The sequence below is a fragment of the Pseudoalteromonas sp. P1-7a genome, assembly GCF_001401855.1.
GTDB lineage: Bacteria > Pseudomonadota > Gammaproteobacteria > Enterobacterales > Alteromonadaceae > Pseudoalteromonas.
Genome location: NZ_LKDU01000015.1, coordinates 23659 through 44045, shown reverse-complemented (window position 1 = coordinate 44045; position 20387 = coordinate 23659). Strand labels below are relative to the sequence as shown.

Here is a 20387-nt window from a genome sequence, read left to right as displayed (position 1 = left end):
CCAAGGCCATTAGGCCTTGGTGTTAAGTGAGAAAAGTATGCAATCAATTCCGATGACAGTTCGTGGCGCAGAGTTACTGCGCGAAGAGCTTAACGAATTAAAAACAGTTACCCGTCCTAAAATCGTAAATGACATTGCGGTGGCGCGTGAACATGGTGACTTAAAAGAAAACGCTGAATATCACGCTGCGCGTGAGCAACAGGGTTTTTGTGAAGGCCGTATTCAAGAAATTGAAGCTAAGCTTTCAAATGTGCAAATTATTGACGTAACTAAAATGCCTAATACCGGTAAAGTTATTTTTGGTACGACTGTCACTATCGTAAATGTAGAGACAGATGCTGAAGTAACCTACCGTATTGTGGGTGATGACGAAGCGGATATTAAAAATAATTTAATCTCTGTGAATTCACCAATTGCGCGCGGATTAATTGGTAAACAAACAGATGATGCTGTGACCATTAAAACGCCTAAAGGCGACGTTGAGTACGAAATCATTGACGTTGAGTACATTTAATACTTAGTTTTAACAAAAACCACACCTTAGCAATAGGGTGTGGTTTTTTTATATTTGAATTTCAGGTTAAGCAGTTCGCTTATATCAATCGTGTTACGTTATCTTAAATCAGTAGCTTATAAAGTCGCACATTTCAGGCTTTATTCTCTTAAAGTGATCACAATTCTCGCCTCGCGATAAACATTATTGCGGGAATACCTCTAACGTGACATAGAGGCTGTCATGTTTTACATCTACATTGGTTGGTTGCTCTATATCAAGTGCGGTTTCGGCGGTTAAAAAGTAAAACCCAGCTTGTTTTGGGGTAAAGGTAAACTCACCGCTTTCGTTTACTTTAATGATTTGTTCATTACGGGTGTTTCTGTGGCGAGTACCTGCTTTTATAACTTTTAACTGCGTATTTTTTGGCACCGTTTTACCGTTATACACCAGTTTAAAGTGAGCAGGCTCTTGAGCAAATAAATCATTGGGATGTGTTTTACCTGTTAACTCTAAACCTTTTCCAATAGGCTGAAAAGTGCTAAAAGAAGGCTCGTTCATGGTAATAAAAGTCTCGACGCGCGCCGCGGTTGTTCTTCGTACTATATTAGTGGCGCCTTCAGGGATAACCGGTTTGGGACCAAATACTCGCCCAGGCGCGCCATTAGCCTTTTTAAATGTGGTCATGGCCACTTCTTTTTGCACTAAGCTCACGCGATAAGTGCCTGATTGGCTAAAAGGCACATCAGCCACAGACAAGCGCTGAAATGCTTGCCATTGTATTGAGCTGTCGTTTTCACCATTAGGTAACAATACATTTGACTCCAATAAAGAGAACAAAGGCTTTAAATCACCCGCATCAATACCTTTATTATTATTGCCCAGCGGGCGGTCTGGGTGAAAAATATCGTTAGAAATACTCGAAATAATGGTTGCATATTGAACATCATCGCCTGAAAACACAGTATGAGAAGGCACCATGAAGCGCTCGTGGGCAATACTTATGTTACTCAATGTTAGTGCCAATAAGCTACAGCTTGCAACAAGCCCTTTGATCGAATGTGAAATTATTTTTTTCATTGTTTTACTCTATTGTGATGGTGATAGCGCCAAGTTCGGTTTGACCTTGCAGTTGATAATGCTGTGGTTGATTGTTATCCCAGCGTATTTTTTGTTTTAAATACTCTCGGCTGCCTTCTTCACGTACCGCTTCAAAATTAAGTGTGTATTCGCCTTGCGGCAACATCTCAGTGTCACTTAATTGGCCTTGCCAGCTGACTTGATAGCTATTTGGTTTTCTTGTAGCGCCTGACACGCCATCGTAATTTGCGCTTGCTTTGCGGCCAATTTTTCGCCACCACTGGCGTAAGTCTTTAAACCACTCTTGTTGCTCGTGCCAAAAAACTAAAGTATGTATACCTTCGCGATCGGGCGTTTCCAGCCAAATAGCCACATAAGGACGGTGGTAGGGTTCGGTATTAATTTTTGGTAAGGTAAAGTCGATGCTTAAATTGATCGGCTCTGCTTTTTTAGCGTAACTCACTGGGGCTAAAAACAAGCTTACCAATAGTGACATGGAGAATATTCTAATAGCTTTAAAGCGCATCATAGTCCTCATTAAATAATATAAACCAGTTAACAACTTAACTGGTTTATAAGGTTATGCTTAATACTTAATCATTTTGCGGGGCTAAGCGTATTGCTATTTGCGTTAAAAAATTCTCATTTATAACAACTAAATAGCGAATTTTTCCTTGCTATCAACACATTTATCCATCCTCAAAATAGATCACTTAATTATGCGGATTGGTATTAAAACTGATAGGCAAACGTTGCTTTGATATTTCTGCCTGGTTCATAATCGAGTAGATAGAGTTCGCCAAAGCGAGGGTGGAATGAAGTTCCTGTTCTTGATGATTGCGAGGCGTAATATTCATCAAACAGGTTATCCACACCAAACACGATATTTATTTGTGGTTGGCTTTGTGGTTGCCAATTTAGAGAGATATTATGTACCGTAAATCCGTCTTTCTCGTTATTAAGTGTCGCGCCGTCAAGGTCTACGCCGGCATCAACATCATCTACATTCATTAACTCCCAGTGTAGAGTTAAATCGACAGCAGAGAATACATAATCGGCACTGACTGTTAAGGTATCACCTTGTTGGCGGTCTAGTCTTGCACCGTTTAAGGCATCGTATTGATCAAAAGCATCAAGTTCACTCTCGGCTGATGAGTAAGTTATTTGACTATTGAAACCGTTTAATTTGTAGCCTAGATATGCTTCAAAGCCATCAATTTCCATGTCGCCAATATTATCTTTGAGTGAGCCACTGGCATAATCATAAATATAATCGTTGATTGACGTTTTAAATAATGTTGCCCCTAAAGAGATCTGATCATCATCTTTAATATGTGTTTGATACGCGAATGAGAACTCGCTATTGGTACCGGTTTCGGCTTTAATATCAGGGTTAGCTTCGTCATATAAGCCTGCACCAATAAATACCTCAGCAATTTCTGGTGCCTTAAAAATTTGTGTAGAACTTAATTTAAAGATCAATTGCTCTGTAGGCGAGTATTCGGCAGCTAAGGCAAATGATGTTTCGTTAAATGTATTATCCACTAAGGTTGAGTCAATGTCGTAATGCTCATAACGGGCGCCTGGAATGATGGCAAAACTTGGACTAATTGCTATTTTATCTTGAATAAATAATGCTGTTGTTGTTGCTTCTTCTGCAGATACCGCATCATCGATTGTTGTGTAATCAGCATAATAGTGTGTTTCATGCTTAACTATATCTAGGCCGTAAGTAATATCATGCTCAACGCTGTTAGAAATTAACGTGTTGGCTAAAATATTAACCCCTGTGTTTTTGGCTTCACCGGTGATTATACCGGCTGAACTTGCAAAGCTTTCGTTTTCGGCCCAGCCTAACTCATCACGCCATAATTCACTGGTATTGGAAAATACTGAGGCTTTAAGCATTGAATAATCTGACCAATGAAGTGTGTAGTTTAGCGTTAATGTGTCGCGTGTAAACTCTGTAGGCCACAACAGCGGAATCGCCAAAGAGTTAGTTATAGCTAAATCGGTGGCTAAGCCCATATCAGGTCGGTAGCTGTAATCACCTTCATCTTTATAGCTTTCATAACTGAAAGCGAGGCGTTGATTGTTGTTTATATCCCAGCCTAGCTTAATTAACGCATCGGTAGTTGTCCCTTCTAAGCCTTTTACTTCACCATCAGTGCCCTCAATTTCAGCACCACTGGCATCTTTGATCTGATTGCCACCAACATCATAGTTTTTGCGATCTACATAATTATAGTAAGCTAAAAAATCAACGTTATCGGCCAGTAAACCATAACCTGTTAATGAGTAGTTGGTGCCCGAGTTATCACCGGCGCTCACATGGATACGTCCACCAATTTGTTCATTTGCATTAAGCAGCTCTTGAGCCTGTTTAGTTTCAAATTTGACCGCACCCCCTAAGCCGCCATTCACCACTGAGTTGGTACCAATTTCAATATCTACTGATTTTAAAATGTCGGCATGAATTTGTAAGTTACCCATATGGTGATACATATACGTATTTTGTGCTGCGCCATCGATGCTTATTTTTAAATCTTTATCATCCATACTCCGAATGGTGATTCGTTGATTTAGAGAGTGAGCTCCGCCTACATCTACCCCAGGAATGGTTCGTAATAGGTCAGAAATATGATCCGCTTGCTTATTACTAATATCACCTTCATTAAGGTACAGTGATGAAGTATTAACGGCTGTACTCCACACAGAAACACGTTCTATTTCATTATCAGCAGTATTGTTTTGCGCTTCATTTGCGTTTGCAGATATAACTGTTGCACCTAGCGCAGAGGCAACAGCGCCAGAAATAATGCGTTTAGAAAAACTAAAAGGGGCCATGCTTATCCTTAATTATTTTTAAATAGTAGAATTATTGCAAATAAGAATTGTTCGCACTATTTTACATATGTGGTAGTATTTTATGCGGAAAATAATTAAGTAAAATCGCCAATTAATTTTGATTAATCGCCATTAATAACGTGAAAGTGAAAGAGCTATGAAATTAGCATTAAACTTAAACAAAGATAACCTTCATTCGGCACTTGTTTTGCAGGGCTACGATAATCATGTTTTACAACATAATGCGGATCACAAGCCATTATTTGTAGGTGATTTAACATTTGAAAGTGTAGCGCAGGGTATCACTATGCACTGTTGTGATGGCGAAGAAAAACAAGCGGCCAGCAGTACGGTTGCCATTGATGCCGGTATAAGTATTAATATTTTATACAGGGGAACGTTGTGCTTTAGTTTAGGTAAAAGTACTTACCAGCTTAGGGCAGACCCACACAGGCCGTTATTGTTTATTAATACAATTTCAGGCAAAGAGATGTTTACCCGCCATTTAAATAAAAATCAAAAAGTAAAAAAAATTAATGTATCAATTAACAAACAATGGCTTTATTCACGATGTAAAACCGGCGACGATAGAATAAAAATAGACAGAATTTTTGCTCACCCAAGTCGTGTTTTTACATTTGACTGCGCTGATGAATTAACAGACATTGCAAATCAGTTGTTTACATTAAAGTCTAGCCTTATGTTTGAAGATCAACTCAAGGCAGAGCAACTATCAATCCAACTAATATATAAGAGTTTAATTTTACTCTTCACTGAGCCTAGCCAAGCAAAGTCAGCACCAATAATTAATCTTCACAGACAATCTTTGAAAGCACATCACAAATGTAAAATAGACAAAGCATTTGAGGATTTAGCTTTATCGCATGGTTGTTTAAGCCAAATTGCAGATTATTTGGGGGTTAGTGTCAGCACGTTACAACGGCAAGTTAAAAACAAGTACCAAGTCACGGCAATAGAGTACTTAAGAAATAAACGCTTGGATAAAGCGAAAAGCTGGCTTGTTTTGGATGGTAAATCGATAGGTGAAGTCTCTTTCTTACTGGGTTACAGCCATGTTTCTTCATTCACTACCGCATTTAAAAAGCGTTTCGGTGTCACGCCTAATAATTTTAGAAAAACCCATATTTAAGCAAGTAAAATCACTTAAACAACCCGTAGACTACACCAAATTTACTTCTTGCATTCATATTGTATAAAGAGTAAACGTGTTGATATGGGTACACATCTACAATACGTGTAGAAGGGGAAACTTTTCACGCACTGGAATTACTTTATCAAAAGGAACACTCATGGCTAATATACTTTATCCAGCGCCTTTAAAAGTAGGCTCTAAAATTGCTATTTGCTCGCTTTCGTCGGGCTTAAAAGAAAAATACCATGCACGACTAGATAGAGTGATAGACGGTTTGAAGAACCGTGGTTACGAGGTAGTAGAAGGGGAGTTTTTACGCCAAAATAAACCCCGCGATGAATTAGATGCAAAAGCCCATGCCAAGCAATTGATGGGCTTTTTGCTAGACAATGACGTTGCCGCCATTATGCCACCAATGGGTGGAGAGCTTGCAATGGAAATTTTACCACTACTTGATTTTAATGCCATTAAAGAAGCTAAGCCTAAATGGCTGGTGGGTTTTTCTGATGTGAGTACAATTGCCTGTGCACTTACAGCTAAGTGCCAATGGGCGACACTTCATAGTGCCAACTTAATGCAGCTTCATCCCGATGAAACAAATCCCTTTAGCTTACAAATTTTTGAAACCATTACCTACGAATCGGGCAGTAAATTTGAGCAAGGACCCTCTGCATATTATCAAAAAAATAAACCCAATTACGCACAAACCCCCGATGAGCTGTTAGCACCAAGCGAGCCTACTCAGTGGCAGTGCTTAAATTACACCGATGAGCGCACAATAGAGATGTCTGGGCGCTTATTTGGCGGCTGCCTTGATACGGTAGGGTTATTATTAGATTCACCTTTTTTAGCATTGCACGACTTTAAAAAACACAGTGCGAACGAAGGCCTTATTTTATACCTTGAAAACTCAGAGCTTACCCCTACCACCGTGGCACGCTTTTTACTGTCGCTCAAACTTGCCGGTGTATTTGATGATATTAACGGCCTTATTTTAGGGCGCAGTGAAATAACACAAAGTCATCACGATGCCTTTGATTACCGCCATGCGCTAGATGTGGCATTGGGTGGGTGCTTGTTTCCGGTAATAATAGATGCTGATATTGGCCATGTGCAGCCAAATTTAAACTTAGTTAATGGCGCAAAATGCTCACTCACGGCCGATATAAATCAAGGTAAAGTGCTCAATGCCTCACTGAACACTGAGCTTATTTAACGTTTATTTTTGAATAACATGGTCATACACGCGTATAATGCGCAGGCCGTGAACAGGTAAGTTCATGGTACATTCTCAGGGCGGGGTGAAATTCCCCACCGGCGGTATGTTTTACTCATGACTTTATGAATAAAATGAGCCCGCGAGCGCTTTATTTAATAATCGTTTTTAATGTATTAAATAAAGGTCAAGCAGATCTGGTGAGAGGCCAGAGCCGACGGTTATAGTCCGGATGAAAGAGAATATAGCTTGTAGCGTATGCAAACACGTGGCCTGTGGCTGCGTGTTTAATACCAATTTGCAAAAATACTTAATCATTTTGAGGGGCTAAAAGTGTCGTTATCAACACGTTTTCCCGCCTCAAAATTGATCACTGAATTAAGCGGATTGGTATAAGCTGTTTAGTGGTAAAAGTGCGCAATTTAGTTTGTGTGTTTTGCCATGTCTTTCAGTGTCCTGAATCTATTTATTTTTATGTGGAATATAATAATGATTCAGTCTTTACTTAGCCAATTTGGCGAAAGCCACACCCGCGTAGAAAACGCCATTGCTGCTTTGCAGCAAGGCCAAGGGGTACTTGTTGTTGATGATGAGGACCGCGAAAACGAAGGTGATTTTGTTTTTTCTGCCGAGCATTTAACGACCCAACAAATGGCCGAAATGATCCGCGAAGGCAGCGGTATTGTGTGCCTGTGTATGGGTGATGAGCGCATTAAGCAGCTCGATCTACCGCAAATGGTAACTAACAACACCAGCCAAAATAACACAGCCTACACAGTAACCATTGAAGCTAAACACGGTGTTACAACCGGCGTATCGGCAGCCGACAGAGTCGCAACTATTAAAGCCGCCACAGCCGATAACGCAAAACCGAGTGATTTATCGCGCCCAGGGCATGTATTTGGCTTAAAAGCACAAACAGGTGGGGTTTTAGTTCGCCGTGGTCACACCGAGGCGTCTGTAGATTTAATGCAGCTGGCTGGTTTAAAACCGTTTGGGGTTATTTGTGAACTCACAAATCCAGATGGCACCATGGCACGCTTACCACAGATAAGCGAGTATGCTAATAAACACAGCATGACCGTGGTATCGATTGAAGACCTAGTACAGTACATACAAATGCAAGAACTCAAGGTCAGTTAAGGTTTATTAAGCATGACCTAAGTAAAACCCAGCTTTATTGCTGGGTTTTTGTTTTTCAATAAGTGATTTATTGCTCGTTTTTATTTGAAAATGTTTCTCGGCTAAGCGGCTTTTTCAAAAATTCTCAGCCTGTAAACTTTGCCTAAATAGTCAGTGCAGCCGCACACAGTTTATTATTTAGGTGAAACTATGAAAATTAACACGCTTTTATTAGCAGCTGCTTTAACAAGCTCTGGCGTATGGGCAGCGCAAAGTAAACTTGCACAGCAAATAACGCCTGCACCCCAAATGGGCATAATGGATAGTTATAACCAGCACATTACCAACGCCCCTTTTTTACTTAATCTCGATAGCCAGCCCAAAGAGCAAATGGGCCCATATTTAACACGCCAATATTTTCATGGTACGCAATCTACGTTTGTAAAATGGGTGGCCAAAAAAGGGGGCAAAGTGGCGCTTCATAAACACCCGAATGAACAAGTAACGTGGATTATGTCAGGCGAGGCTAAAGTGTTTTCTGGCGGTAAACAATACCTTATGAAAGCGGGTGACATGATGGTGATACCGGCCAATGTACCGCACGAATTTCACTTTACCCAAGATACGGTGGATATTGATTTTTTTGCCCCAGCTCGACAAGACTGGATAGACGGCACAGCTAATTACATTAAGCAAAAATAGGGCAAATTATGTTCTTAAATAAATCTAAATTAGGGCTAAGCGCTATAGCCTTACTAATAAGTGCCTCGGCTATTGCAAACGACATGGTACCCGCTGAGGTTTACGCACAAACAGATAGCGCAGTAGGCGGTATTACGTATACACAAAACAAGCGCTTTATTTTTAGTTATCACCCCTTTTATAACCCATCAGTAAAAGTAGGGGAGCTTTTAAAAAATGGCGATGTAGTCCCATTTCCTAATGCGCAAATGCAAACTCCTTATAAAAGTGATGGCAGCTTAAAAAATCCCGCTAACTATTTAAATTGGGTATTAGGGGTAAGGGCTGATGACAGAGGTAACGTTTGGATACTCGACTCAGGCCAGGCGCAGCCGCGTATTACGCCAAAGCTGGTAGCATGGGATGCGATAAACAATAAGGTTAACAAAATTATTTATTTACCTAGCCCTATATCGGTTGCTCAATCTCAACTTAATGATTTAGCTATATCGAGTAAATACAATACATTAGTGATTGCCGATGAAGGTATTGCAGATGGCGGAAATGGCAAGCAAGCCGCCCTTATTATCGTTAATACTAAAACAGGCAAGAGCTGGCGAGTATTGCAAGGTCACGAAAGCACTTTGCCCGATTACACCATGCCAATAATGATTGATGAAGGGACTGATAATCAAAAGCAACTTAATGCCTTTATTGGTGCCGATGGCATTGTGCTTGATAACGCGCAGCAATGGCTTTACTTTGCTCCGCTTAATAAAAAGTATGTTTACCGTATTAAAATGGCCGACATTGCTAACGAGCAATTAACCGATAAACAACTAGGTGAACGAGTAGAGCAATACGCACAAAAACCAGTAAACGGTGGTTTAAGTATTGATGCTGATGATAATTTATATTTAACCATAGTGGGTGAGCGTACGGTGGGCGTTATTGATGCCAAAACACGTACGTACCGTGATTATGTGTACGATAAAAACATGATTTGGCCAGATGGCGTAAGCATTGGACCAGAGGGTTACATGTACACCGGCGCTGCGCAATTGCCGCTTTCGGCACAACTTAATAACGGTCATGCTGAAAACAAAGCACCTTATTACATATTTAGATTTAAACCTTTAGCTGAAGGCGTAATAGGGCGCTAACTATAATGTGTAAATTGAGTACATTTTTAAACACGCCTTTATGGCGTGTTTTTTATGATATTTGCTTTTAAGCGCGTGATTATCAATTTTTACAAGATAAAGTTTCAACCTAAATGCGGTTTTTCTGTGCTGAGTATTTGGGTATCTTACGGGCATAGGTATTTAACCGCTTTCGGCTTTAATTAATTATGAAACTATACAGTTACTCTCATTGTCCTTTTTGTGCGCGTGTTAAATATGTAGCAGGTAAATTAGGTATTAAGCTTGATGATGTTGTACTTGATTACGACGACACTGAAACACCAACAAAACTAATTGGTAAAAAAATGGTACCTATTCTTGAAAAAGATGACGGCACTATTATGAGTGAAAGTAACGAAATTATTAGCCTGTTTATTGAACTTGCTGGTTCTAGCGAATCAAACACGCCAACGCAAGGGGCTATTGAGTGGCAAGGTGGCTCGTTTGCGCCTTTATTGCAAATTGGTTTGCCACGTTGGCCATTACTGGATTTAAAAGAGTTTAAAACAGAATCTAGCCGTATAGCGTGGGAAGATAACAAGCAATCGACAGAGCTTAACTTTGTAAACCTAATAGCAACAACTCCTGAGATCGTTTTACAAGTAAATGAATTTTTAATTGGCACCGAAAAACAGCTCAATATTAATGAGGGTAAAACGTCATTAAGTTTGCTCGATAGCGCAATTTATTTTTCTATATTACGTGGTTTATATTGCGAGCCAACCATTACTTGGCCAGAGCAATTAAACCAGTGGATGCATAATCAGGCACTTGAGTCAGGTGTGCCATTAGTTAAGTAAACAGCAGTTTTTACAACCAATGCGACTCCCTTCGTATTGTTTTTTAGGCCAGTGATCCCGTCACTGGTCTTTTTTTATTTAATCTTGTTACGTATTTACTCCCCATGTTATTCGTGGAATTATTAAGCAACTAAAGCGTATTTTATACATGCTTGTGTAAACAAATTTAGCTCAGGAGAAATTATGTGGGATGAACGCTATAACACTCAGCAATACGCTTATGGCAAACAGCCAAACGATTTTTTAGCCGATCACTATAAGCAATTACCTAAAGGAAATGTTATAAGCTTAGCCGAAGGCGAGGGCCGAAATGCGGTATTTTTAGCAAAAATGGGTTATCGCGTTACCGCTGTTGATGGCTCTAAAGTAGGGCTTGAAAAAGCGGCAAAGCTTGCCAAAGAGCACAACGTAACCATTGAGCTAGTACACGCCGATTTAGCGAAGTTTGATTTTGGAAAAGAAAAATGGGATGCGGTAGTCTCTATTTATTGCCCTTTACCAAGTGCTGTGCGTTCAGCCGTATATAAGCGCGCTGTTAAAGGTTTAAAGCCAGGTGGGGTGTTTTTACTTGAGGCCTATACGCCTGAGCAAGTAAATTATAATACTGGAGGCGGCCCAAGTGTCGATACTAAAACCTCAAAAAGCGATTTACAAAACGACTTAACCGAGCTTAGCTTTGTACATTTTGAAGAATTAAGGCGAGAAGTGTTTGAAGGCACATACCACACAGGTTTAGCATCGGTACTGCAGGCTATTGCTAAAAAATAAAATGAATATAAAAGCTTAGCGCTCATTAGCGCTAAGCTTTTTTACTCGGTTTTTATAAAACCTGAATAACTTGCTCTTTTGCTAAGCGAGATTTAGGTAACTTAGCGTTATAATCTTCAGTGTCATCGTGATAACCAAGTACCAGCGCTACATCACAAATATAGCCATCGAGCTCGTCTTCAAACACTTCACCAATAAGCTGTGCATCTACACCTTCCATAGGCGTTGAATCAATACCTAAGCGTGCTGCGGCGTGCATTGTGTTGCCCAGGGCAATGTAAGTTTGCGCTTTGGTCCACATCGCATTGTTGCCTTGCTCATCGGTATTCATATCAACAAAGGCAAACGCACCAAATGCTTGTTCGCGGTTTTCACTTTGGGTACGGCCATTTTTAATATCTGCATCAATGACTTGTGCGTAATCATCACGTTTATATTTAGGGTTGTAAGCAAATAAAATAACGTGCGATGCAGTTTTAATATGCGGCTGATTAAATTGAAATTTATTTTCAAACGTAGAGTGCATACGCTCTTTAGCTTCGTCTGATTCAATAACAATAAATTTCCACGGCTGCGAGTTAATAGATGAAGGAGAAAGACGCATAGCTTCGTAAATTACATCTAAGTCATCTTGAGGAATACGCTGGGTTGTATAGCGTTTAGTTGTATAACGTTTTTCTAAATCATTAATAATTGGATGGGTCATGGTTATCTCCGTTAAGTGGCAATTTTAGCCAAGTAGTGTCTATATTGAGCCTTTTTTAAAAAAACAAAGCACAAACTACTATTTAAATGGATTGTGATTAAGCCAATTACGCGTTACGTCATCGAGGGGCTGTAAGTTCTTGCATACTTTATAGTCGAGCTCGGCAATGATCTCATTGGAAAAGCGTAATTTATCAAGAGTGTTTATCTGTGCTTGATTAAACAGCACTTGTTTATCTTCTCGTAGGAGTAAAACAGCTCTATCAACAACGCCTAGTAAGCCTTTTGGTTCTATAAGCGCTCGTATTGTGTGCTTGTAATGCAAAAATTGTGGCTTCCATAATGGCACTACGCACCAAGTTTGGGTGGCTACTGCGTTTTCAAACGCGCTAAAACAATCATGCTCTGTGCCGGTTATAAACTCATATCCTGCGCTCGTCAGCCCATATTCTTTCATCATATTAATAGAAAAACGGGTAATACCAGCACCGGCATTAATGCCCTGAATTGTTTTTTCCATTTTTATAAGCACATTTGGTTTAAGCAAATCACTAACTTCATTCACTGCACTTTGCGGTACGTAATCTGGTACGCCCCAATGCGCATAAGGCTCATAATGCAAGCCAAGCTCAATGAGTGGTGTAGCTTGCTCAACATCGGACTTATAAATACCGTGGCTTGAAGGCAGCCACGCTGAGGCGAGTAAATCTACTTCACCCGATTTGAGGTTTTTAAAGTTATTTTCATGCGGCGCATAAATACGCTCAACATTAAAGCCCATATCAGCTAAAACATGGCTCACTAAAGAAGCCGTAACATGGTGAAACGATAAATCGGTTACGCCCAATTTTAAAATTGGTTTACGCATAGGGTCAGCCTTATTTGAATACCAGTAATTAAGTTGAACTAGAGCAAATATGTTTAAAAATTTCGTTGATAAAACCTTTTAACGGGCCAGTACAAAAACTGGCTCCTAGGCACTTTTTTACTGATTAAAACGAAAGCGTGTTAATACGTAGGGTGGTTTTGCATTACCAAAGCCTTGGCTAAATGCAGGGTGTTGATGGAGCTGATCTTGTGTTACATAAACCCAACCATTGCTTAGCGCTAGGCTATCTGGCCATGATAATCGTTTATCTTGAACAATTATTTCGTAGTGGCCTTTAGTGGTTAAGCCAATGGCATTGTTTTCAAGGTCGGTTACTAAAATACCGCCACCTGGCGCGTAGGTCATGCCATCGCTTGGGTTTTTAGGGCCAAACAGTTCAATGCTTTTTGCTTTTTTAGCATCTGAATACGTGCTATTAGCGAGCGTTTTTGCCGGAATACGGTAGACGCGTGTGCCTGTAAATGCGCCAAAGTAGACCCACTCATTTTTATCATCAATGGTAATTGGGTTTAAACCAAAGCGAAGGTTTGTCGTTTCACCTTCTGCTGATTTAGAGGCAACGGGAGAGGCTTCGATGACAATATCGCGCTCCTCTGGCATTAGCTTAGCATTGCCTTCAAGTACGCGAGTGGATTCACCCGTTTTTAAATCAACCACTATAAAAGCAGGTTTGGTTGCACCCATAAAGTTACCAAATGACATATCGGCAATGTAAATTTTGTCGTTACGCTCATCAATGACAAAGTCTTGTAAAAATGAGTTAGCAAGCACGGCGTCTTTATTTAATTCAATGGTATTAACTAAGGTATTGGCAACGCTGTCCCAGGCTATAAGTTTTGGGGCTATTCGCTCGCTGCCCATATCTAAAATCCACACCACACCTTTACTATCGCTATGTACACCAATTACAGCTGCAAGGCCTACTTTGCCAAGCTCAGGGCCGTCTGCCCAATCGACGGTAGGGAAAGGTTGTTGAGCACCATTTGCCATAATTTCAATTACTCGCGTTTTTGGTGCGTCAAGCGGATGCATGCTTACAATCATTCGTCCTGCAGGTGTTATAGCTATACCTGCACCGCGATATTTATTAAACGTGGTCACCGTTTCAAGGGCGCCAACCTCTGCTGCATAGGCGCCTGAAGCAGCAGTTACTGCTAGTGAAAGTGATGCTATTGCTAGGGTGGTTTTTAATCGTTTCATACATTGATACCCGTTATGCTAAAAAATAGAATAAAGCGATCTAAATAGCCTAAATGGCTTCGCTTGCGTTGAGGTGAATAATAGGTGAGTGTTTTCAATCAATAAACAGGGTAATAATTGAATCTTTATCAAAAAATATTGTTTAATAGCTGGCTGAGCTTTTTATGAATGTATTTTAAAGCGTGCGGTTAATACCTAGTGTCGTTATACACATACTTAAAAGCGTTTAATAAATGTATTTTTTCTGAACAGTATTGAGAGTTATTAAACTAACATAGGGTTACTAAAGATTGTCCTAATTTAATAAATAGTGGTTAGTGACTAGGTAGTGGGTACAGTGTAATATTAGCCTTTATATTGATAAATCACGCAATACCTAAGCATTGTCAAATATAAATAGACAATAAATCACTTTTTGATTGCTCAACACGCATGTAAGCAAACCTAAAGCGCTTAATTTTGCCAAAAATAATAATTAAAAGTTGATAACGGATTAATACACAATGCTTTTAGAAGACTTACAGGTAATTTTAAAAGTAGCAGAGTTTAAAAGTATTACTGCTGCCGCATCCAATTTAGATATGCGCACCGCTACAGCAAGTGCTGCTGTTAAAAGGGTAGAGCAGGCTTTAGGCTTTGAACTATTCATACGTACTACTCGTCATTTAAGGCTTTCTGCCGCCGGTGAGCGTTATATTCCGCAGTGCCAACAAGCAGTGACGATGCTTGAACAAGCTAAAAATACACTAAAAAGCGATGATGATATAATTGATGGCGAGCTGCGTATTGCACTTTCTTCTGATTTAGGGCGCAATATTGTGATCCCATGGCTTGACGAGTTCATGCAAACTCACACTCAGTTAAGCCTTCGCGCCAATATTAGCGACAGTAATATCGACTTTTATCGTGACTCGGTCGACATTGCGCTGCGTTATGGTAAACCTAACGATGCCAGCATGTACGGTTTTAAAATTTGCGACGTACCGCGTATTTTATGCGCAGCGCAAAGCTACCTTGATACACACGGTACGCCTGCTCATCCACATGATTTAACATCACATAAAGGGCTGTTTTATCAACTTCAAGATATAATTAAAGATGTGTGGCTGTTTAGTAATGGTAGCGAAGAGTTTAAAGTAAAGCTCAACGGTGGCCACGCAACTAACGATGGCGATTTAGTAAGGCGTTGGTGTGTATCGGGCAAGGGGCTGGCGGTTAAATCCTGCTTAGATATGTCTAATGAATTATTGGCTGGTAATGTTGTAAGTGTTATGCCAAGTTTTAAACCCACGCCTACAGAGCTTTGGTTGGTGTGCCCAAGTAGGCAGTCAATCACTCCGGCAGTGCGCTTACTTCGCGATGCATTTAGAGAAAAAAGCGCCGGTATTTTAAAAGCCCTTATTGCAAAAGGAATTATTGATAAAAGCGTGCTTGGCTAATGAAGGACTGAGAATGCAAGTTCATGACATTAGAATGTTTGTGCCGTGTAAAAATTATCAGCAATCGTGCGACTTTTATCAGGCGCTTGGCTTTAATGTTGAGCAAGCATCAGCTGATTTAAGTATTGCAACATCAGGTGAATGTAGTTTTTTTTATACCAATCGTGTTAAGTTATTAGGCATTTATAGCGGCAGTTAAATAGCGTGATAACAAGGCATAAATATCGCCATGCAGTTGTTCTACATAAGAAATTTATAACGCTGTTAGCGCTCTATTTAGCACGCTAGAATGATTAAATATTTAAGTCGATTGGTATTAAACGTTACTACAACAAAGAATTTGCTGAAAATTTAATGCTGCAAGTGTGCGTATTAAACATAAACGAAGCCTTTAACACTATTAGTAAGTTAACTCACTTTGATATTCGCTTTGAAGGAATAAAACAAGAACCGTGGGGAAAGTGATTTATTTATGGGGACCTTCGGGCAAGCTTTTACATGTTACAGAGCTTAATTAACCAAAGCTTAGTTAATCAGGGCTTTGGCTAATTAACTTAAATAACGCCACCCATTTTAAGCTGGTGGCATTACCTTATTATTAACTTAGTTTTTCATTAAAAAACGCTAAGGTACGCTGCCAAGCGAGTTCAGCTTTTTGCTCATCATAACGCCCCGTAGAGTCGTTATGAAAACCATGATTAGCGCCTTCGTACATGTGCATAATGTACTCAACATTGTTAGCTTTTAAGCTTTTTTCATAATCAGGCCATGTAGCGTTAACGCGTTTATCAAGCTCACCTAATTGAATCATTAAAGGTGCTTTTATATTTTTGTGCAGTGACTCACTTGCAGGAGTGCCATAAAAGGGCACGCCCGCGCTGAGTAAATCACTCTCAACCGCCGCTAAGTAATTAACAATATAACCCCCAAAACAAAAGCCCACAGCCCCTAATTTGCCGTTACTATTTGAATGACTTTTTAAAAAGTGCGCAGCGGCTACAAAGTCATTTTGGATTTTAGCTCTGTCCATGGTTTTTTGCATGGCACGGCCTTCATCGTCATTACCCGGGTAGCCACCAAGCGCAAAGAGTGCATCGGGTGCAAAGGCAATAAAACCTTTTTTGGCTAAGCGTCTTGCTACATCTTTAATATATGGGTTTAAACCACGGTTTTCGTGAATAACTAATACAACCGGCAGTTTACCTTCAATTTTGCTCGGCACAGCTAAGTAGCCTTTGCCTTTACCATGCCCGTTTGGCGAATCAAATTCTTCGTAGGTGGCTTTAATATCGTCATCGTTAAACGACACTTGCTCTGCAAACGCATAATTAGGTAACAGGGCACTGGTTAGTACGCTCATTGAAAAGCCAAGTGCAGCTAACCCACCTAGTTTTTTCATAAATGTACGTCGGTCCATTAAACCGTGGGCGTATTCGTCATACCAATCGAAGGCTTCTTGCGGGATATGATTTGATTGCGGGGTATTCATGGCTGCTCCTTCCATTATTATTAGTTATGTATTGCTATTTATTACCATAACGTATTAGGGATAAAAAACGAGCAATATTTTTCTCAATTATTAGGAATGTTGGCAAAGTTATCCGTCAAGCAAGCAAAGGAGCACATTCCTTTGCTGTGTGGAAATTAAAGAAACCATTTCAATGTGGTTTAAATCTTTTACCTCATAAATGCTCACTTTTGGGTTGTTAAGAGTAAGCATCCTATTATATGGACTCACTTTATCTGTATTACTTGAAAAGATGTAAGTGTGCCTAGCATGCGGGGTCTTATTTAGATTATTTAATAAGTTGAGTTTGTTAAGAGGTACTTCACTTTTTTCTATTATTTTAGCCGCGACTTCGTTTAAATAATCATCGCCTAATAGTTTGCTATAAATAGGGTGTGATAAGTTAGCAATTGTGCTTAGTGCGGCCTCAAAATTAATCATTGGGGCATAAAGTATATGCTTACTAATGTTCAGCTTAGATGCCAACTCAACTCCCGCAATTGCGCCCATTGAGTAGCTAATTAAGGAAATATCAGTGTAGTTTTCTTTATTTACATAATTGACTAGCACATCAAGCGAGTTTAAACCAAATCTAAATTTCTCGTATTGATTACTTGCAGGCATCACTATCACATTTTTTCCAGTGACATGGCTAAGCCATCTTGCTTGCATGGTGTAAATCAAGCTGTCTACGCCATACCCCGGAAAGATGATTAAAAGCCCGCTATTTTGGCTGTTTGGTATATCATCTGAAGTAAGTTGGTATTCAAAAACATCATCTTCAGTGCTTCCTTTAACAATCAAACTTAACGAAAGTGTATTACCATCGAGTAGGTAGCTTTCGATATCCTTAGGTGAGATAAATCTAAAATCAAGACAATCTACTTCGCTACTACAGTAATGGGTTTGTACTCCAGATAAAGCGATAGAGCTCTCAAATTCTTTAGGGAGAACTTTCTGCGGAGGTTTAGTTATTTGATAAGCAATATAGCTCTGACACCCACTTAAAAAAATAACTAAAGAAATAATCAGTATGTATATGCGCATTAAAGTCCCTTTAATTTTCAAGCTAAAATTTTTTGATTAATTAATGCCAGATAACCCTTCATCTACGCCTGTTAAAAATCAAGTACCACAAATGCGAACGATATAGCAATAGCGCCTAATATCATTAGTTTACGGCTGTTTTTTTGTAACTAGGTTAAGACGGAAAAAGTAATAAATAGAATAAGTTGTACACGTAGCATTGTTACACCCTTTTATGTGCGTGAGTCCATATAAGTGTCTAACTTATCAGCTGAAAATAATTTAAACAATTGATTTAAAATAAAAAGCTCGGAAAACGCCGAGCTTTTTGAGTAAGTTACCTAATTGGCTGTTACGCCATAGCGTCGTTGGCTACAGGGTATTTAGGGTCTTCAACAATGTTAACTTCAACTAAATCACCGGCTTTTTGTAATAACTGGGCAGACTCAGGGCTTAAGTGGCGTAAATACAACGTTTTACCTAATGCTTTATAACGCTCACTTAAACCATGTATGGCCTCAATACTTGATTGGTCGCATACTTTAGCATTGGCAAAATCAATACACACTTTTTGTGGGTCGTGATGTGGGTTAAACCCTTCTTTAAACGAGGTTATAGAGCCAAAAAATAAGTTGCCTGCCACTTGGTAGGTTTTTTCGTTTTGCGATTCATCGCTGCATTGAATACGAATTTCTTTTGCAGAATTCCACGCATAAACTAAGGCTGAAATAACAATACCTATGCCTACTGCAACGGCTAAATCAAGCAATACGGTAACGGTTGATACCACAATAATGATAAATATTTCAGACTTTGGAACGCGGCCAAATAAGCGTAAAGAGGACCATTCAAAGGTTGCAATAACCACCATAAACATAACGCCAATTAAAGATGCCACCGGTATGATTTCAATTAAGCTTGGGAAAAACAAAATAAATACCAACATAAATAAAGCGGTAGCAATACCTGCAGCACGGCCTCGGCCGCCTGAATTTAAACAGACCATGCTTTGGCCAATCATTGCGCAGCCGCACATGCCACCAAATAAACCGCTTAAAATATTGCCCGAACCTTGTGCTACAGACTCGCGATTACCTTGGCCGCGGGTTTGTGTTATTTCATCAATAAGCGAAAGCGTCATAAGGGTTTCTATTAACCCCACTGATGACAAAATAAGCGCAAGCATGAGCACGGTAATAAGTGCATCGAGCGAGTCGCTATTGGTTAAATCCCAACTAATTTGCGGAAAGTGAAAACTCGGTAATGCACCTTTTAAACTACCATCAAGTGGGTCTATGGTGTCTTTTAAGCCCTCAGCTACTTTTTGCGCTTCGTTTTCTTGCCATTTAGCCGTAATTTGCGCATCGGTTGGGCGCTCAAGTGCAATATTTTGTGCCACTTCGCTGTATTGCCCATGAGGTACTTGATTTTTTATAGCTGCAAAGTTTTCAGTAATGATCTCTTTTTCAATCATTGAGGTACGCTGCGTGTGCACAACGTCACTAACAAGTTTAGACTCAAGCGGCGTAAATGTAACTAGGGCTGTACATACGGCAATAGCAACAAGGGGCGCAGGAATTGCTTTGGTATAGCGTGGTAAAAAATACACAATGGCCATGGTTAACGCTATTAGCCCCATCATGGTAAGCATGGCTGGGCTGGTTAATTGCATCCAATCGCCTGCGTAGGTAAACATATCGTGTTGCTTATCGTAGACTACACGTACGTTTTCTTTAAATTGGCCAAATTGCGCCATACCAATCACAATAGCTAAGCCATTTACAAAGCCAAGCATTACAGGGTGAGGTAACAGCCTAATAAATTTACCCATTTTAAACGCGCCAAACACAACTTGCAGTACACCGGTTAATACCACGGCGGCCAACAAGTACTCCAGCCCAAACATAATAATAAAGGCGGTAGTGACTACAGCCATAGAGCCCGCCGCACCCGAGATCATACCAGGGCGGCCGCCAAACACAGCGGTAATAAAACCAACAAAAAACGAGCCATAAAGACCCATCATTGGGTCAATTCCCGCTACAAATGTAAACGCAACGGCTTCGGGAATGAGCGTAAGCACAGCGGTTAAGCCGGCTAGTACGTCATTTTTTAAATTAGCGCTGCGTTTGCTTATTAAATCAAACATAGGGTTCCTTAGGGTACATAAATAAACTACATGCCATAGCGCTTTTTCGCGAATAGCAGTATGTTTAGGTGTTTTAAATTTACGTGTATAGGGCGTGTTGATCTTTGCGGATTGAAATTTGTTCAATC

19 protein-coding genes and 1 riboswitch are annotated in these 20387 nt (G+C 40.0%); of the genes, 10 read left to right on the top strand and 9 right to left on the bottom strand.

The genetic code is table 11. The features are described from left to right. Positions 1-37: 37 nt before the first annotated feature. Positions 38-514 carry a transcription elongation factor GreA gene (greA, locus tag AN389_RS11050; protein WP_055015248.1) on the top strand — a complete coding sequence of 159 codons (477 nt, stop codon included), beginning with the start codon at positions 38-40 and terminating at the stop codon, positions 512-514. Between the two features lie 183 nt (positions 515-697). Here greA and AN389_RS11045 read toward each other — a convergent pair whose 3' ends face one another. From AN389_RS11045 to AN389_RS11035, 3 genes are all read right to left on the bottom strand, one after another. After that, on the bottom strand, positions 698-1573 hold the full coding sequence (locus AN389_RS11045; protein ID WP_055019803.1) for a DUF4198 domain-containing protein: 876 nt from the start codon (positions 1571-1573) through the stop codon (positions 698-700). 4 nt (positions 1574-1577) lie between these two features. Continuing rightward, positions 1578-2069 carry a DUF2271 domain-containing protein gene (locus AN389_RS11040; RefSeq protein WP_055015212.1) on the bottom strand — a complete coding sequence of 164 codons (492 nt, stop codon included), beginning with the start codon at positions 2067-2069 and terminating at the stop codon, positions 1578-1580. Between the two features lie 236 nt (positions 2070-2305). After that, positions 2306-4420, bottom strand: a complete 2115-nt coding sequence (locus AN389_RS11035) for a TonB-dependent receptor domain-containing protein (protein WP_055019801.1) — start codon at positions 4418-4420, stop codon at positions 2306-2308. A gap of 157 nt (positions 4421-4577) precedes the next feature. Here AN389_RS11035 and AN389_RS11030 point away from each other — a divergent pair, with 157 nt between their 5' ends. From AN389_RS11030 to AN389_RS11000, 7 genes are all read left to right on the top strand, one after another. Then, entirely contained in the window at positions 4578-5570 is a 993-nt protein-coding gene (locus AN389_RS11030) for an AraC family transcriptional regulator (RefSeq protein WP_055015210.1), read from the top strand. Positions 5571-5730: 160 nt separating this feature from the next. Then, positions 5731-6789, top strand: coding sequence for a S66 peptidase family protein (locus AN389_RS11025; RefSeq protein WP_055019800.1), 1059 nt, complete (start codon positions 5731-5733; stop codon positions 6787-6789). Between the two features lie 67 nt (positions 6790-6856). Then, a riboswitch (FMN riboswitch) is annotated at positions 6857-7037 on the top strand. 241 nt (positions 7038-7278) lie between these two features. Then, positions 7279-7932: a 3,4-dihydroxy-2-butanone-4-phosphate synthase gene (gene ribB / locus AN389_RS11020; protein WP_055015208.1), complete on the top strand. Its 654-nt coding sequence runs from the start codon at positions 7279-7281 to the stop codon at positions 7930-7932. A 189-nt stretch (positions 7933-8121) separates the two neighbouring features. After that, the gene (locus AN389_RS11015) at positions 8122-8613 is read left to right on the top strand and encodes a cupin domain-containing protein (protein WP_055019799.1); all 492 of its coding nucleotides are present in this window, start codon (positions 8122-8124) and stop codon (positions 8611-8613) included. 8 nt (positions 8614-8621) lie between these two features. Further along, the gene (locus AN389_RS11010) at positions 8622-9755 is read left to right on the top strand and encodes an L-dopachrome tautomerase-related protein (protein WP_055019798.1); all 1134 of its coding nucleotides are present in this window, start codon (positions 8622-8624) and stop codon (positions 9753-9755) included. Positions 9756-9943: 188 nt separating this feature from the next. Then, the gene (gene grxB / locus AN389_RS11005) at positions 9944-10576 is read left to right on the top strand and encodes a glutaredoxin 2 (protein WP_055019797.1); all 633 of its coding nucleotides are present in this window, start codon (positions 9944-9946) and stop codon (positions 10574-10576) included. 183 nt (positions 10577-10759) lie between these two features. Continuing rightward, entirely contained in the window at positions 10760-11344 is a 585-nt protein-coding gene (locus AN389_RS11000) for a bifunctional 2-polyprenyl-6-hydroxyphenol methylase/3-demethylubiquinol 3-O-methyltransferase UbiG (protein ID WP_055019796.1), read from the top strand. A 52-nt stretch (positions 11345-11396) separates the two neighbouring features. Here the strand turns inward: AN389_RS11000 and AN389_RS10995 are convergent, their stop codons facing one another. The 3 genes from AN389_RS10995 to AN389_RS10985 form a co-directional block, all read right to left on the bottom strand. Further along, positions 11397-12050, bottom strand: coding sequence for a nitroreductase family protein (locus AN389_RS10995; RefSeq protein ID WP_055019795.1), 654 nt, complete (start codon positions 12048-12050; stop codon positions 11397-11399). Positions 12051-12128: 78 nt separating this feature from the next. Then, positions 12129-12917: a glycine betaine ABC transporter substrate-binding protein gene (locus tag AN389_RS10990; RefSeq protein WP_055015202.1), complete on the bottom strand. Its 789-nt coding sequence runs from the start codon at positions 12915-12917 to the stop codon at positions 12129-12131. Between the two features lie 117 nt (positions 12918-13034). Continuing rightward, positions 13035-14138 (bottom strand): L-dopachrome tautomerase-related protein, encoded by a 1104-nt coding sequence (locus tag AN389_RS10985; RefSeq protein ID WP_055019794.1) that lies wholly within the window; start codon positions 14136-14138, stop codon positions 13035-13037. 503 nt (positions 14139-14641) lie between these two features. Between AN389_RS10985 and AN389_RS10980 the strand changes: the two genes are divergently transcribed. Both AN389_RS10980 and AN389_RS10975 read left to right on the top strand, forming a co-directional pair. Beyond that, positions 14642-15577, top strand: a complete 936-nt coding sequence (locus AN389_RS10980) for a LysR family transcriptional regulator (protein WP_055015200.1) — start codon at positions 14642-14644, stop codon at positions 15575-15577. Between the two features lie 13 nt (positions 15578-15590). Next, positions 15591-15776, top strand: coding sequence for a hypothetical protein (locus AN389_RS10975; RefSeq protein ID WP_235575964.1), 186 nt, complete (start codon positions 15591-15593; stop codon positions 15774-15776). Positions 15777-16175: 399 nt separating this feature from the next. Here AN389_RS10975 and AN389_RS10965 read toward each other — a convergent pair whose 3' ends face one another. From AN389_RS10965 to AN389_RS10955, 3 genes are all read right to left on the bottom strand, one after another. Then, on the bottom strand, positions 16176-17066 hold the full coding sequence (locus AN389_RS10965) for a dienelactone hydrolase family protein (protein WP_055018528.1): 891 nt from the start codon (positions 17064-17066) through the stop codon (positions 16176-16178). A gap of 108 nt (positions 17067-17174) precedes the next feature. After that, a complete protein-coding gene (locus tag AN389_RS10960; protein WP_146258076.1) occupies positions 17175-18131 on the bottom strand; it encodes an alpha/beta hydrolase in 957 nt (318 codons plus the stop codon). 331 nt (positions 18132-18462) lie between these two features. Next, a complete protein-coding gene (locus AN389_RS10955) occupies positions 18463-20259 on the bottom strand; it encodes a SulP family inorganic anion transporter (RefSeq protein WP_055018530.1) in 1797 nt (598 codons plus the stop codon). Positions 20260-20387 lie beyond the last annotated feature (128 nt).

Bases quoted from the DNA above. Each gene is read 5' to 3' on its own strand.
- AN389_RS11010 (WP_055019798.1), top strand. From the start codon at position 8,622: ATGTTCTTAAATAAATCTAAATTAGGGCTAAGCGCTATAGCCTTACTA.
- AN389_RS10965 (WP_055018528.1), bottom strand. From the start codon at position 17,066: ATGAATACCCCGCAATCAAATCATATCCCGCAAGAAGCCTTCGATTGG.
- AN389_RS11025 (WP_055019800.1), top strand. From the start codon at position 5,731: ATGGCTAATATACTTTATCCAGCGCCTTTAAAAGTAGGCTCTAAAATT.
- AN389_RS10995 (WP_055019795.1), bottom strand. From the start codon at position 12,050: ATGACCCATCCAATTATTAATGATTTAGAAAAACGTTATACAACTAAA.
- AN389_RS11015 (WP_055019799.1), top strand. From the start codon at position 8,122: ATGAAAATTAACACGCTTTTATTAGCAGCTGCTTTAACAAGCTCTGGC.
- AN389_RS10975 (WP_235575964.1), top strand. From the start codon at position 15,591: ATGCAAGTTCATGACATTAGAATGTTTGTGCCGTGTAAAAATTATCAG.
- AN389_RS11040 (WP_055015212.1), bottom strand. From the start codon at position 2,069: ATGTCACTATTGGTAAGCTTGTTTTTAGCCCCAGTGAGTTACGCTAAA.
- AN389_RS11030 (WP_055015210.1), top strand. From the start codon at position 4,578: ATGAAATTAGCATTAAACTTAAACAAAGATAACCTTCATTCGGCACTT.
- grxB (WP_055019797.1), top strand. From the start codon at position 9,944: ATGAAACTATACAGTTACTCTCATTGTCCTTTTTGTGCGCGTGTTAAA.
- AN389_RS11045 (WP_055019803.1), bottom strand. From the start codon at position 1,573: ATGAAAAAAATAATTTCACATTCGATCAAAGGGCTTGTTGCAAGCTGT.
- ribB (WP_055015208.1), top strand. From the start codon at position 7,279: ATGATTCAGTCTTTACTTAGCCAATTTGGCGAAAGCCACACCCGCGTA.
- AN389_RS10985 (WP_055019794.1), bottom strand. From the start codon at position 14,138: ATGAAACGATTAAAAACCACCCTAGCAATAGCATCACTTTCACTAGCA.
- AN389_RS10990 (WP_055015202.1), bottom strand. From the start codon at position 12,917: ATGCGTAAACCAATTTTAAAATTGGGCGTAACCGATTTATCGTTTCAC.
- AN389_RS10960 (WP_146258076.1), bottom strand. From the start codon at position 18,131: ATGCGCATATACATACTGATTATTTCTTTAGTTATTTTTTTAAGTGGG.
- AN389_RS11035 (WP_055019801.1), bottom strand. From the start codon at position 4,420: ATGGCCCCTTTTAGTTTTTCTAAACGCATTATTTCTGGCGCTGTTGCC.
- AN389_RS10955 (WP_055018530.1), bottom strand. From the start codon at position 20,259: ATGTTTGATTTAATAAGCAAACGCAGCGCTAATTTAAAAAATGACGTA.
- greA (WP_055015248.1), top strand. From the start codon at position 38: ATGCAATCAATTCCGATGACAGTTCGTGGCGCAGAGTTACTGCGCGAA.
- AN389_RS10980 (WP_055015200.1), top strand. From the start codon at position 14,642: ATGCTTTTAGAAGACTTACAGGTAATTTTAAAAGTAGCAGAGTTTAAA.
- AN389_RS11000 (WP_055019796.1), top strand. From the start codon at position 10,760: ATGTGGGATGAACGCTATAACACTCAGCAATACGCTTATGGCAAACAG.